Annotated in this window: 12 protein-coding genes; 4 read left to right on the forward strand and 8 right to left on the reverse strand. The window is 52.2% G+C overall.

Annotated features, from left to right (window positions below; translation table 11 throughout):
• Window positions 1–17 precede the first annotated feature (17 nt).
• The 7 genes from QZ303_RS02400 to QZ303_RS02430 form a co-directional block, all read right to left on the reverse strand.
• Window positions 18–1,394, reverse strand: a complete 1,377-nt coding sequence (locus tag QZ303_RS02400; RefSeq protein WP_295728562.1) for a peptidoglycan DD-metalloendopeptidase family protein — start codon at window positions 1,392–1,394, stop codon at window positions 18–20.
• Between the two features lie 7 nt (window positions 1,395–1,401).
• The gene (locus tag QZ303_RS02405; RefSeq protein ID WP_295728564.1) at window positions 1,402–2,253 is read right to left on the reverse strand and encodes a DUF4292 domain-containing protein; all 852 of its coding nucleotides are present in this window, start codon (window positions 2,251–2,253) and stop codon (window positions 1,402–1,404) included.
• A gap of 43 nt (window positions 2,254–2,296) precedes the next feature.
• Complete coding sequence (locus tag QZ303_RS02410) at window positions 2,297–4,123, reverse strand: tetratricopeptide repeat protein (RefSeq protein ID WP_295728566.1); 1,827 nt, start codon at window positions 4,121–4,123, stop codon at window positions 2,297–2,299.
• Window positions 4,124–4,174: 51 nt separating this feature from the next.
• A complete protein-coding gene (dut, locus tag QZ303_RS02415) occupies window positions 4,175–4,609 on the reverse strand; it encodes a dUTP diphosphatase (RefSeq protein ID WP_295728700.1) in 435 nt (144 codons plus the stop codon).
• 202 nt (window positions 4,610–4,811) lie between these two features.
• Window positions 4,812–6,203, reverse strand: coding sequence for a chromosomal replication initiator protein DnaA (gene dnaA, locus QZ303_RS02420; RefSeq protein ID WP_295728569.1), 1,392 nt, complete (start codon window positions 6,201–6,203; stop codon window positions 4,812–4,814).
• Between the two features lie 646 nt (window positions 6,204–6,849).
• Window positions 6,850–7,749 carry an MlaD family protein gene (locus QZ303_RS02425; protein WP_295728573.1) on the reverse strand — a complete coding sequence of 300 codons (900 nt, stop codon included), beginning with the start codon at window positions 7,747–7,749 and terminating at the stop codon, window positions 6,850–6,852.
• 56 nt (window positions 7,750–7,805) lie between these two features.
• Window positions 7,806–8,921 carry an N-acetylmuramoyl-L-alanine amidase gene (locus QZ303_RS02430; RefSeq protein WP_295728577.1) on the reverse strand — a complete coding sequence of 372 codons (1,116 nt, stop codon included), beginning with the start codon at window positions 8,919–8,921 and terminating at the stop codon, window positions 7,806–7,808.
• A gap of 209 nt (window positions 8,922–9,130) precedes the next feature.
• Between QZ303_RS02430 and QZ303_RS02435 the strand changes: the two genes are divergently transcribed.
• Window positions 9,131–10,150, forward strand: a complete 1,020-nt coding sequence (locus QZ303_RS02435) for a hypothetical protein (protein WP_295728581.1) — start codon at window positions 9,131–9,133, stop codon at window positions 10,148–10,150.
• Window positions 10,151–10,752: 602 nt separating this feature from the next.
• Window positions 10,753–11,346, forward strand: a complete 594-nt coding sequence (locus QZ303_RS02440; protein ID WP_295728584.1) for a sigma-70 family RNA polymerase sigma factor — start codon at window positions 10,753–10,755, stop codon at window positions 11,344–11,346.
• A gap of 92 nt (window positions 11,347–11,438) precedes the next feature.
• On the opposite strand, the gene QZ303_RS02445 is transcribed toward QZ303_RS02440, so the two are convergent.
• Entirely contained in the window at window positions 11,439–12,032 is a 594-nt protein-coding gene (locus tag QZ303_RS02445; protein WP_295728587.1) for an OmpH family outer membrane protein, read from the reverse strand.
• A gap of 370 nt (window positions 12,033–12,402) precedes the next feature.
• Between QZ303_RS02445 and QZ303_RS02450 the strand changes: the two genes are divergently transcribed.
• Both QZ303_RS02450 and QZ303_RS02455 read left to right on the forward strand, forming a co-directional pair.
• On the forward strand, window positions 12,403–13,863 hold the full coding sequence (locus QZ303_RS02450) for an aminoacyl-histidine dipeptidase (protein ID WP_295728589.1): 1,461 nt from the start codon (window positions 12,403–12,405) through the stop codon (window positions 13,861–13,863).
• A 95-nt stretch (window positions 13,864–13,958) separates the two neighbouring features.
• Window positions 13,959–14,735 (forward strand): N-acetylmuramidase family protein, encoded by a 777-nt coding sequence (locus tag QZ303_RS02455; protein ID WP_295728591.1) that lies wholly within the window; start codon window positions 13,959–13,961, stop codon window positions 14,733–14,735.
• Window positions 14,736–14,833: the final 98 nt, after the last annotated feature.

The following is a 14,833-nucleotide window of genomic DNA, read 5'->3' on the forward strand; positions in this document are numbered from 1 at the left end:
CGGCGTAAACACACATATTATTTTACCCACAGCGAAGGGTTGAGCTTCTCTTTCTCCCGGCGCAGTTCGAAATGGAGCACCGCCCTACCCTCATCGTCAGGGTCGGCAAACACTTTCCCTATGGTCTGCCCCTGCTTAAGCTCCTGCCCGTTGCGCACTGTTATGTCGGTAAGGCCGGCATAGATGGTGAGATAACGGCCATGACGCACCATCACGATAGTATTGTAGCCGGGCTGGCGGAAAATCGCGGAAACCTTTCCGGCAAATACGGCACGTGCCGTGGCTCCGGCGCTTACCTCGATGTCGATGCCCGCATTTTCAGTGACTACATGTGGCAGTTCGGGATGCTGCCTGCGACCGAACGGGCGCACCACGCGATAACGTCCGCTCACAGGGAAAAGCAACCTCCCTTTGTTGCTTTCAAACGAGCCGGTGAGCGCGCGCGTCTCGTCGGCGGTGGCGTAGGTGCGCTGCTGCCTGTCGGGAGTCTTGGATGGTGCGGAAGGTGTGGCTTTGCCTGCATCCTTCCCTTTCTTGTCACCTTTCGGAGCCGGCGAGGATGATTCTTTCTTCTGCTTTTCGAGGGCAAGCTTACGCCTTCGTTCCTCCTCGCGGCGCTGTTCTTCTTCCTGACGGCGCTGTTCCTCTGCAATCAGACGGTCAAGTTCGGCATCGAGCGCCCGAGCCTTGGCTTCCTTTTCTTTAAGCACCTGCCGGAGCGAAGTACTTTCTTTCTTCAGTTGGTCGACAATCCGAGCGGTCTGTTCCTGCGACGCTTTAAGATCACGGCGAGCCGCGGCGAGCTGCGAGAGCGATGCCGCCTTCTCGGCATGCATAGCCGAGAGATGCTCTTTCTGCCGACGCAATGTGTCGGCACGCCCGGCAATTTCCTGACTGCGACGCTCGCGCCACGCCGACACCTCCTTGAGGTAACGCATGCGCCTGTAGCCCTGCGATACGGTCTCGGCGGAAAATATGAATGCCAAAGCCGACGTTGTCCCGCGCTGATGCTCATGGATGCGCCTCACCATCCGCCCGTAGCTCTCGCGCATCTGCCCGAGTTTTTTCTCAAGGGCATCTACGGAATCGGTCAGTGCACGGATACGACTGTCGATGCTGTCGACCTGGGCAGAAATGCGCTCGATCGAACGGGCGTTGACCGCCATGTCGGCATCAAGGGACTCAAGACGGCTTAACGAACGGGCTGTATTGCGCTTGTTCGACTCAATCTGCTCGGCAGTCTGCCTTATGGCGTTGCGCGTGTCACGCTGCTCCTTCTTGACAGTCTCTATGCCACGCTGCTTCTGGCGTGAACGACGCCTTGCGGCATCGGCATCCTGAGCCGAAACCGCGATTATCACAGCCGTGAGAAGTAGTATGGCAATGTGTCGCATGTGCTGACTACATATCCTTTATTATTTTCATGAGTTGCGACGACGTGACACGACGCAACCCCTCGGTGACGGGAGGATCAACGGAAATAGCCTCGTTCCATCTGGCGCTCTTCCACCGCCACGCCACTGAAGCCGCATAATCGGCACGAGGGGTAGACACCGACAAATCCACATTGTCCATGACGTTGCCGGCCGGAGTGAGCGGCTGCGGCCCGGAGTAGGATGCTGTGAATGTCACGTCATGCTCCTCGGCCACGACGCCAAGGGCAGTGACCACAGCCGGGAGATCGAGCACGAAGCCATAGTCGGCCAGCGGCTGTGACGCCCTCGGCAAAAGCCTCACGGAGCCGGACGAAGTGTCGAGAAACATAGTCGTCGAATCTGCCAACGCAAGGGTGGAGCCGCCGGGTATGAACGGACGCCCGATAAGCAGATCCTGCAGGTTCTCCAGGTTGACGGGCAATCCCGAAGTAATCTTAGTGAGGCTCTCGGAAAGATATACCTTCTTGGGTCTCGACGCGGCAACCAATGAATCGGGAGTGATCCACACACGTGCCACCTCGAATCCGAGCATGCGGAAACTAAGGTCGATACATCTGCCGCGCACCATACGGGCACGGGCGCCCACAGAAAGATTCTTAGGCGTGGTAAGACGCAACGTCACCGGCACACTTACATCAGTCCATTCACGATAGTTTGCGGCGACAGTCTCCAAAGAATAAGGCAGCGAGGATTGCACGACGCCCGCTGAAGGATAGTCGCCCGAAGAGGCGACTCCCCGTGATGATTTACACCCGGGAAGCAAAGAGCCGGAGAGTATCACCACTCCCACGAGTGCCATGTATGATAACCTGTTCATTAGGAATGTGCGAATATAGTCAAAGTCTTATGTTAGTACCGTATTATTCGAAGAAGAAAGTCTTGTGGCGTACCTTACGCTTCAGAAGGTCGTTGTCAGGCGAGAGGGTTAACGCCACCTTCCATAGCTCCACGGCCTTCTCATGGTCGCCGTTCCAGAAATATATGTCGCCTGCGTGGGAATAAAGCTCCTCGGCGGGTTCCTTGGCGAGGTCGAGAGCCTTCTGGATATAGACAAGAGCCTCGGTATATTTCTTCTGGCGGAAAAGTATCCACGCGTAAGTGTCGAGCGAGTTTATGTCGTCCGGACGCTCCTGTATAGTGCGGTAGCTCATGCGCTCGGCACGCTCAAGATCGCGGTTTTCTACAGCAAGGAGATAGGCATAATTGTTTAGCGCCAGAAGGTTGTCGGGGTTGATCGCCACCGCCTGCTTGTAAAGCTCCTCAGCCTGAGGCTTACGGTCGGAAGTGGAATAGAGGTCGGCTTCTGAACTCAGTACCTCGGAAACAAACTTCACGTCGCCGGAGTCGGCCAGTTCTATGGCATGCTCGAAGTCATTGAACGCATTGTCATACTCCTTCATCTGTCCGTAGCTTACCCCGCGCAAGAAAGTGAGATTGGCGCTTTCAGGATGATAGGAAAGCGCACGTGTGCCCGCATCGACAGCGCCGGTAGGATTGTCGATCTGCATGCACAGGCTCATCAACGCACCCCATTTACGTTCGTCGGAAGGATCTATGTCAAGTGAATATCCCACCTGCTCCGCTGCCGCCGGATAGTCCTCAATGGCAAGAAGGTAGGAGTAATAGAGGTCGTGCACACTCACCTCGTGGGGATGCTGCTCCAAAAGAGAGGCAAACAATTCCTGTATGCGCGGCTGCTGGGCCGGGTCGGAGTAAAGCTCCCGCACGTAGTTGGTCATGATCTCGAGCTTGGTGTCGAGGTCAAGGCTCTCCATCTTGAGGGCGCGGAACACCTCCCTGTCGTAGGCCACACTGTCGTCAATCGACTTATAGAAGTTGGCGCGCGAGTAATATGCCAGCCCGGAGGAGGGGTCAAGTTCGCATGCGCGGTCGTAATAGGCGAGCGCCGAATCGTTTTCAGAAAACAGAGCGAACACGTCGCCGGCAAACACGTTGTTTTCCGTGCTTGTCGGTGAGGAATCCAGAAGTGAATACACCTCGCCGATGGCGGCTACGGTGTCCTGCGTCGACAGATAGCTCCGTATCTTGCGCGATGCAAGTGGGATGCTCCTGCCCTGCGTGCGCTCTATGCGGTTGTAAACATCAATCGTGCGTCGCATATCGGCTGAGTCGCCGGTCTGGAAAAGGGCGTCGGCCAGACGTAATGTCACCTCGGTTTTGGCCGGGTAGAGCGAGTCGAGAGTGTTCCACACTCTCAGCGACTCGTCGATGCGTCCGAGATGATCGTTGATGACACCGTAGGTATATGCAGGATAATAGTCGGACGGGGCGAGGTCGAAGTGCCTCTTCATCATACGGTAACCTTCGTCGAAGCGCGCGGAGTCGTTGCCGGCGGTCATCACCGAGTAGTAGCCGAGATAATATCCTGCGGCGTGGTCATCTGGATTCAGTTCATTGACGCGCTTCAGCAGCGCATAGTATGAGTCATCGTTGCCGAGAGCATGCTGCCTGGTAGCCTCCATGAATATATAGTCGGCCTTGCGGCGGTCGGCATCGGAAGGCTGCTCCTTACGGGGCAGTTTACCCGCATTCATGGCGAGCACTGTCGAGGCAGCGACCAATGCGCTAAGGATTACGGCCTTTGCTTTCATTGTGATGGCCGAAAACAGGGCCATTCCGAGAATAGCCGTCGCCTTAGCCTTATGTCGACGTGTATCTACGCGCATATAATCTTATCTTTTTACATAGAAAATACAGCACCCCCAGACGGGAAGCCATTAATTCACCCCCGTATGGCCGAACGCACCTTCGCCACGCTTGGTCTCGTCGAGTTTCTCGACCGGCTCCCAGTCGACGCGCGTATACTCCTTTATCACCATCTGGCATATGCGCTCGCCGTCGTTTACCACGAAAGGCTCATCGCTTAGGTTTATCAGTATCACACCGATTTCGCCACGATAGTCGGAATCGACGGTGCCGGGAGTATTCACCAGGGAAATTCCTTTTTTAAGAGCGAGACCCGATCGCGGACGCATCTGGCATTCATAACCGTGAGGGAGCTGGATATACAGACCAGTCGGAATCAAAGCGCGCTGCATAGGCATAAGTGTGACGGGAGCTTTCAGGGATGCCCGCACGTCCATTCCGGCGGACGAGGGTGTTTCATATGCAGGGAGTCCGTGTCCCGACCGGTTGATTATCTTTACTTTAATGCGTTCCATAATGCGGTTGTTCAGTCAAAAACATGCGAAAATACTCAAATTCGGCGTATTTTCCATGCACTTCCTCGTTTTTTTATATAAACACTCCGCGACGCCGAATGTTGCATATAAAGAAAAGACGCCCCGATTTTGATTTCGGTGCGTCATCCTTTATTTTTATGTGCCATAATTTATCTTTATCGGAGGGAAGCGGTCATACCGGAGCGGCAGTGAGGGAGGCCTCGATCTTTTCGATGTCGACACGCAAAGTGGCTTCGAGCGAAAGACGTTCCTCGATGTTCTTCAATGCATGGAGCACAGTGGCATGGCTACGCGAGAGGCGTGTGCCGATGGCTGTTACGGGCATCTTTACGTGGCGCTTGGCGAGGTACATCACCATCTGGCGCGCGTCGGAAATCTCACGCTTGCGGCTCTTGGTGAAAAGCTTGTCGGAGTCGATGTTGTAGTAATCGCAGACCTTCTGGGCCACCATGTCGAAGTTGACCGTCTTTTTCTGCAACTTTACGGCATTGTTCAGTACGGAGCGGGCCAGATCGATTGTAATCTCCCGGTTGAGCACCGTGGCATGGGCCAGGAGCGAGACCACTATGCCTTCAAGCTCACGAATGCTGTCGGTGACATTGGCCGCAATGTATTCAAGCACATCAGCGGGTATGTCGAGACCGTCCTGCGACGCACGTTGGCGAAGCACTTCACGACGCAGATCGAAATCGGGACTCTCAAGCTCGCAGGTCATTCCCCACTTGAAGCGCGAGAGCAGACGCTCGTGCATATCCTTCATGTCAGAAGGCGCGCAGTCGCTTGACATTATTATCTGACGCTGGTTCTGGTGGAGATGGTTGAAGATATGGAAAAATGCGCTCTGCGTGCCCGGTTTGTGCATCAGATCCTGGATGTCGTCGATGATGAGCACGTCAATCGACTGGTAGAAAGCGATAAAATCGTTGACACGACTCGGCTTGGCCATTGCTGCGGCGGTGTACTGGCTCTCGAAAAGACGGGCTGACACATACAATACTCGCGCCTGAGGATTACGCTCCTTGATGCGGATTCCGATGGCCTGGATAAGGTGCGTCTTGCCGACACCGGTATGGCCGAAAACGAATAGAGGATTGAACGTCTTACACTTGGGATTAGTGGCTATAGCCTCGCCGATCGAGCGGGCGATCTTGTTGGAGACGCTTCCGCAATAGTTTTCGAAAGTGTACTTAGGATTAAGCTGCGAATCGAATTCAGGAGCAACTACTGTCTGGAATGGTGACACACCACGGGGCTGTACTGCGGCACTCGGTCGCTCAGACTGCTGCGTGACCGTGGCCTCAGGCGCTTCCTTAACGGGATTATATACATAGAAAAGCTTTACACCGGCACCATATACACGCATCAGCGTAGGAGCTATTATACGCATGAAGCGCTCCTCGAGTTGCTCCACGAAGAATGCGGTAGGTACGCTCAGGGTGAGATTGCCGTCCTCGAATCCGAGCGACGTCACCGGGCGAAACCAAGTGTCGAATTGCTGCTGCGAGAGATTGTCGGAAAAAATCTTCAGACACTCTTCCCACAATTGTATATGGGTCTTTTCCATGTCAATGGTTGGTTGTAATTCTTAGAGGATAGAGGCACAGTGATTAGATCCCGTCTAAAATTCGTGCGAGAAGAAAGTTGACACATATTCATGAGGCAGGCTTGCGGATGCCGACAAAATTCCGGATTCAAGATCGTCCTGAAATCTTAATGCGATAGCAAATCTCCTTATAAAAATGTACCTGAAAGGGCCTTATCATCCACCCTTTCTACACTGCAAATTTCATCCATATTTTTTTCAAAAACAAACAGCGTAAAATTTGGAAAAGTCGGGCGAAATACAAGTCGGGTGAATCTCAGGAGTTTATGTTTTTCGGCAAAGTTATCAACATTTAAATGATGATAACTATAATTAAATTTGATTATCAACAAATTACAAAGCAAAGTTATCAACATTCCAAACAGATGCAAAGACGTGGAACTACTTAACATGGCAAAGATAGGCGTTTAAGACGTGGAACACCCGTTGCCAAAAAGTTATCAACTATTTGGAATAATTCTAAATAATTATTTCGGTATTGCATATTATATATCAATACTGAGAGCACAGGACATACGTATAAAAAACGACGATGCATCAACATTTGACGCATCGCCGGACGGACATATTCAAAAGGTTGTTTAAAAGGAAGAGGGCCACGCCTTGATCAGAATATCTTGATTGGCGGAACGTAGCGTCGCGGATTCTTCTTTAGATCCCACATGATGCTGTCAAGTCCCATTGCGGCTCCATTTATATGATCATAAAGGGCACGATCGTTAAGAAGCAGCCCTATCGAGTTGTCAGGACGATCCATCTTGGCGGTGATGGAATTTATATTGCTCATGGTTCGGTCTATATTGTCCATGGTCGACTTCAGTGGTATCGTCTTAAGCTCCTCGGACAAGACTGCGAGATCCGACGTGATCGAATCAAGATTGTGAGCCACGCCGTCGACCGTTTTCATAGTGCCGGGCATCGTAGCCATCGTGCGGTTAAGGTACAAGGTCGTGGCCTGAAGATTGGCCGTGATAGCGTCGAGCCTCTTTATCGACTGAAGCAACGCGGAATCACCCACGAGACGATTGACCGATGTGAGTAGCGAATCCACTTTCGGGAATATCGCACCTACGGTAGGCATGATCTCCGTAGAGACGTTCTCCATGAGAGAGGGAGCATTCCCACCTATAAGACGCTCCCCTACAGTATGGAAATCTGTGGATTTGGAAAACTCCAGGACGACCGAAGCAGTGCCGAGCAGATCGGACGAAATCATCGCTTTCGACCCCGCAGGAACCCTCAGTTGCTTGTCGAGACTCATCTCCACAAGCACATGACCGGGATTGTCATATTCATACGTAATATCGCGTACCTGTCCCACCTTGAAGCCATTCAAGGTGACCGGTGATGAGACGCTGAGTCCTGCCACATTGGTGTAGGACGCGTAATAGTAGTTGGCGGCTTTGAATATGTTGATGCCTTTTAGGTAGTTGATACCGAAGAAAAGCACAAGACCGGCAATCAGTACCGAGAGTCCGATGATAAGTTCGTGAGAGAAACGTTTCATTGTTTTTTACTTTTTTGCAGTATGCCGTGAAAGCACTTATTGACTATTAAACAAATTCAGTTGACACGTTGGCCGTCGACAATGGTAATAATAAACGCGTCAGGAAACTTTTTCCGCAATTCGGCAAGCCTACGGCGCGCGGACCGCATGTCGGCGAGATCGGTAGATGAGTATTTCCACATCGAGCCTTCATGGTACTCGACATACTCGTCGATGCCACGAAACTTGCTTGAGCCTTTTGGGACCTTCCGCGGACTCGTCATGAATTGCACGCGATAAGTGCGTACAGACGATGCGGATCCGGGAGAAACCACCGAGGGCGAACCGCCCGTCGCGGACTCGACAGACGGCGCTTCCTCCGCACCGGTTTCCTGCCGACGTTGCTTTTTGGATGAGACTTTCTTTTCCGGCACCTTCTTTCCCGTCGATATATCATAAGCCCGTTTGTAGTCGTCCACGGCATTGTATATAGCCGTGGCGAGCTTGCGACGCCCTGACTCTGATGCCATGAAAGCCTCCGAAGCAGGATTGCAGATGAAATCAAGTTCGACAAGCACGGCAGGCATACCGGTCTTGGCCAATACCCAGAATCCGGCCTGGCGCACGCCGTTGTCGGCACGTGACGCGGTTGTGCGCAACTCCTTCTGCACCTTTCCGGCAAATTCAATGCTTTGGTCGAGGTGCTTGTTCTGATTTAATTCAAATATTATATATGACTCCGTGGAGTTGGGATCGAAGCCGCAGTAGCGCTCGGAATAATCATCCTCAAGCATCATCACGGCATTTTCACGTTTGGCCACAGCAAGGTTGTCGGCGGAACGATGGAGACCGAGGGTATAGGTAGCCGCGCCATGTATAGTGGACCGGCGACGGTTCTTCCGATCTACCGAATTCACATGAACGGATATGAACAACGACCCTTTCGCATCGTTAGCGATGTCACATCGTTCCTGCAACGTCTTGAAATAATCACCCTTGCGAGTGTAAACGACCTTCACATCAGAAAGATTCTTCTCGATCATCTCTCCCAGTTTCAGTACAACACCAAGGTTTATGTCCTTCTCCTTGGCCTTGTTCCCTATCGTGCCCGGATCATGCCCTCCGTGTCCGGCATCAAGCACTACGACAAAAGGCTCCTGCGCCATGATCCCTACCGGGAGGACGAGCAGCATGCATATATTATATATAATATGTAGGGATAGTCTGCGAAGCATGATTTACGGTACAAAATTAAGAAAACATGTGCTAATTATGGCAAGATGGACATATAATTTGGCTGTTTCTATCCAAAAGCAGAGAAGTTTCGACCAACAGACTTGTCTCGTCACATGCAAAATAGTACTTTTGCAGTCATGCAAGTCATCAAAAGACAACCACTATAATGAAACTGATTTTACCGTTGCTCCTCATCGGGACGCTTATCGCGGCCCAAGGATGCACCGATTGGAGGCAGTCCGGAACAGGAGATGCCGAGAAGATGGAGATAGAACGTTATGACCTGGGACTCAGCGCCTACCCGGGAGCAGACTCAACAGAGCGCGCTGATTTCCGAGAGCGATATGCCGCAATAAACGATATAATGATACGCCTCTATGCCTCAAGCCATCCGGAAGTGAGGCCAGAGACGACAGATTCAACCATCCTTGCGTATGCCACAAGCAGAGGCGTCGGAATGTTCGGCTGCGCCATACGCGAACGTCTCGGAAGCCTTGACTCGGTGGAACATGCCTTAGGAGCGGCATCCCGACAGGCAATGACGCTGATTCCGGAAATTAAATGGCCGCGCCTGTACGGCGTAATATCATCTTATTCACAATCGATAATACTATGCGGCGACTCCGTGGCCCTCATAGGTACCAACCATTATCTCGGCACTGATGACGAGGCATACCTTGGATTTGACAGCTACATCAGGCAAGAAAAATGCCTCAGGGTACTTCCTCGACACCTCACTGAATCCCTGCTGAACACACAGATGCCGTATGCCCCATCAGAGGGGGATGAAACGGCGTTGAGCCGCATGCTATACACCGGCGCGGTGGAATGGATTACCGCCAGACTGACCGCAACCGACGATTTCGGCGCAATGCTCGGATGGGACGATCGCGACAAGAGATGGGCGGCAGACAACGAAGCCAGTGTATGGAAATCAATGATAAACCGCAAGATACTCTATTCTACCGACCCGACAATGGGAGAACGCATCACACAGGCCGCGCCGGCAACTCCGCTTATCAACCCTGAGGCACCGGGGAGAATCGGCACCTGGATCGGAATGCGCATCGTCGACGCATACATGAAAGGTCATCCCGACATGAAAGCCGTGGAACTCCTGAATAAAGATTTCTATGGCAATGCCTTGACGCTCGTAGAATCGGGCTATAATCCGTTCGGCAAATAAGAGATTGTTTAAAAACAACCTCTAAGCGTTTCCAACAACCCTAAAGTGGCAGATCAGTTAAGAACGATTCCCGCATGGGACGGAGCAAGGGCGCATTCGAAATGGTACGCTCTCGCAAACTGACGGATAAATGCAAGAGTTGACTCCCGAGGCATGACATGTTCGCGCCTTGAATCGCGAGCCGAGACACGACGGTCATCGGCGGTAAGATACGATGTAGACTTTTTAAGCATAGGCAGACGTATTGGCGGTTTACCTCTTAAACGCTCGGAAACCGACTTTTATTACTCCACCATAGTGGAAACTTTCAGTTCATTAAGAGGTCGTTTAAAACTATCGCCTCACAAACTACGCAAATGCAAAAATATTGTGTGAAACTATAAAAATTTTCTTAAATAATTTGCCGGACACGTAGCTAATTCCTATCTTTGAGCCATCATTAGATACATTCGCTTTCGACAACACGTATTCACGACGACAATAGCGAACCGTATCCTCCTCGACAGAGGCAAATCTAGACCTCACAGCAAATATAGTATTTACTCCAAAAATCTCAGTGCCTATAGCGACGACCATTACTTCAAATCAAAAAATCACAAGTAATGCAAATCTTTTCTTCATTCACCGACGAACAGCTGGTGAAATCGTATGTTGAAGGGAACAACGAAGCTTTCGACGCGCTCTTGTTGCGCCACCAATCGAAACTGTTTTCATATATCATGCGCATCGTGCGCAACCGCGACATCGCCGACGACATCTTCCAGGAGACATTCGTCAAGATTATCATGATGCTAAAGCAAGGACGCTACACCGAGAACGGTAAGTTCTCGGCCTGGTTGCACCGCATCGCCCACAACCTGATTATCGACTTCTATCGCCAGGAACGAGTGGAAAACACCGTATCGACCGACGACACCGACACGGACATGCTCAACCGCCGCGACCTGTGCGACACCAACATAGAGGACTGGCTTGTCGAGAACCAGATACACACCGACGTGCGACGTCTGATAAACGCCCTTCCCGAGCCTCAACGCGAGGTGCTCACCATGCGCTATTACCGCGACATGAGCTTCAAGGAGATAGCCGAAGCCACCGAAGTAAGTATCAATACGGCTTTGGGACGCATGCGCTACGCGTTGCTGAACATGCGCCGTATGGCGGCAAAGCACAACATCCAGCTCACCACCGCCTGACCGCCGTCAATCCTGCATGATGAGAATACATAAAAGAGCGGGACACCAATTGGTGTCCCGCTCTTTTATGTATTACGGTTAAAATCGGAGAATCAGTTTTCAGCGACTTTGTTGTAGCGCTTGTTAAGTCCATCGATGACTTCGTTGGTTATGTCGAGAGCCGGATTGAAGTAGACACCTGCAGCTTTGTAAAGAATCGCATCATAGCCCTTCTTCTTGTTGTATTCCTTGATGAAAGCCTCGATCGAGTCGGTAAGCTGTATCTGCTGCTGTATCATCTCCTGCTCGGCCTCACGCTGAAGGCTGGCGAGATAGTTCTGGGCTTCGGCCTGCTTCTTGTTGAACGTCTCCTGGTCGGACTGGAAACTTTCCTGGGAGAGGTAGCCGTTGTTGTTGATTTTCTGCTGTATCTGGTTGCCGAGTTTCTGTAGTTCGGAGCCACGGGTGCGCTGGGCATTGTCGATTTTATTAATCTGACGCAGCTGTGCCTCCTTGAAATCCTTGGCAAGGTTGTAGTGTGCGGCAATCGAATCGGCATCGATGTAGCGGATGTTTACCGCAGCGGCGACAGCCTTGTCGGCGGACGACGCTACGGGAGCGGCATCCTCTTTGCCCGAAGAGCATGACACCGCCATTACGGCAAGCGCCACGATGAGTGTCTTTGCACAAAGTGCGATTTTCTTCATTGTAAGTTGCTTAATGTATGGTATTTTTTGTTATTTTTCTATCCGTCGGACGCTGTCCGTGGCCCGAAGCACAGGAAATCCCTTTGCGACGGAGCGCCACATTATCGTGAACATAGCCTGATGGGAAGCGTGCGCCTTTGACAAAAAGCACTTTAACTCCCAAAAGCACCACGCACACGGCTATGATGGCGATGGTCAACAACACTGTTTTCACTGTGTCACTATGTTTTTGCACTGCAAATATAAGAAAGGAATTACAAATCTGGAATTATCTAAATTTTATTTTGTAACTTAGAGTGCGAAAAGCAAAGAATTTAACAATTTTATACAATTCAAAGCGACAATTAACTGACTAAATTCCATAATGACTATGACCATCAAGGATCTCAAACCGACGGCAGTCTGGACGATCTTCGACGAGATCACGCAGGTGCCGCGTCCCTCCAAGAAAGAGGAAAAGATACGCCACTACATTCTCGAATTCGCAAAGAAACATGGCATCGCCGCCAAGACCGACGAGGTAGGCAACGTCGTGCTCAGCAAGCCCGCAACTCCGGGCCATGAAAACGCCCCTACTGTAATCATGCAGGGACACATGGACATGGTGTGCGAGTCCAACAAGAAGGATTTCGATTTCGACAACAGCCCCATCACCACCATCATCGACGGAGAGTGGGTTCATGCCGACAACACCACCCTCGGCGCCGACAACGGAATCGGCGTGGCTGCATCGCTGGCTGTAATGGCCGATAACAGCCTCGTGCACGGTCCGCTGGAAGCGCTGTTCACCGTCGACGAAGAGACCGGCATGACCGGAGCCAACAATCTCGGAGCCGACATGATGAACGGTTCTATACTGCTCAACCTCGACTCGGAGGATGACGGCCAGTTCTTCATCGGATGCGCCGGTGGAATCGACACTACCATCACTTTCGACTACAAGCGCGAAATGGCACCTGCCGACTACCACTGGTTTGACATCGAACTCGCCAACCTCAGTGGAGGCCACTCCGGGGGTGACATCCACGAGGGCCGCGCCAACTCCAACAAGCTGCTGGCCCGCTTCCTCTTCGGCCTGTCGCAGAAGCACGACATAGTGCTTAGCGAAATAAGCGGCGGCAACCTTCGAAACGCCATACCGCGCGCGGCACATGCCATAGTGGGCGTGCACACTTCCAAGAAAGAGGACGTGATGGTGGCCTTCAACGAATTCGTCGCGCAGGTGAAGAACGAATATTCCCACACCGACCCGACGATGGACATCACCATCGCCACCACCGACAAGCCGGAATATGCTATCGACAGCGACACCACACTGCGCCTTATACGCTCGCTCTACGCATGCCCCCACGGTGTGATATCAATGAGCCACGACCTCGAAGGCCTCGTGGAGACATCGACCAATCTCGCATCGGTGAAGATGCAGCCCGACAACACCATTCTCGTCACCACAAGCCAGCGCAGCTCGGTAGAGAGCCGCAAATATGACATAGCCAACCAGATAGAGGCCATGTTCCTACTGGCCGGGGCAAAGGTAACCCACGGTGACGGGTATCCCGGATGGGCGCCCAATATGGATTCAGCCATCATGAAGATTGCCGCCGACACCTACCGTGAGCTTTACGGCGAGGAGCCACTCATCACCGCCATCCATGCCGGACTCGAGTGCGGGCTGTTCCTGACGAAATACCCACACCTCGACATGGTATCATTCGGCCCGACGCTACGTGGAGTGCACTCGCCGAGCGAGAAGATGCACATACCCGCCGTGGCACGTTTCTGGGACCAGCTGACCACAATCCTGCGCAAAGTAGCGGAATTGAAGGGCTGATACCGCAAAAAACGTAAAATCAAGATTTTAACCATAACACTCCCCGGCATGGTACATGCGACGTGCTATCGTGCCGGGGATTTTCATCCCTTACCATGAGCACAATCCACCAATATCTCCTCGGTGCGCTTGCTATAGCGACGATTGCATATTCCGTAGAAGCACGGCAACCGAGAGTGACGCCACCGGACTCATTGCACATACTGCCCGAGAACCTATGGGAACTCCCTGAGAATCCATGGTCGGAGACGGCGAGAAACACAGTGAAGCGCCTGGACGAAGATGACTTCCGCATGGCCGCCAACGAACTCGGTATAGACGTAGCCTCGATGAAAGCGGTCGTGTCGATAGAAGCGGGGGTCACCCACCAAGGATTTCATGCTCCTGGAAAACCTCTTCTAAATTTCGACCTCGCCATGTTCAAGCGAGGCGCACGCAGACGGGGCATAAATCTTGCGCCATACATGAAACAACATACCACGGCATTCGCGCGTCCCGACAGAAGCCGCTACGGCAGCTACCAGGCCGCCCAATACGCGCGCCTGGAGGATGCCATGGCGATAGATTCCGTGACAGCCATGGAAAACAGCTTCTGGGGTATGTTCCAGATCGGAGGATTCAACTGGAAGAAATGCGGCACATCATCGGTAAAGGAGTTTGTAAAACGCATGTCGGCCAGCGAGCATGAGCAGCTGGAACTATTCGTTGAGTTCGTGAAATCGCAGGGCCTCGACAAATATCTACAGAAAAAGGACTGGGCCGGCTTCGCGCGTCGCTACAACGGACCGGGGTATGCCAAACGCCGCTACCACACAAGGCTCGCCAGAGCCTACGAGAAATACCGCAAGGAGGAGAAAGCCGGAAAGAAGTGAATCACTGCGGTGACATCCGCCAATATACCAAGCGGGATTCGAGTCTATGTCGACTCGAATCCCGCTTATGATTTAAATGACCGCCATCACGGTCAGGA

It is taken from the genome of uncultured Muribaculum sp., assembly GCF_910583865.1.
GTDB lineage: Bacteria > Bacteroidota > Bacteroidia > Bacteroidales > Muribaculaceae > Muribaculum.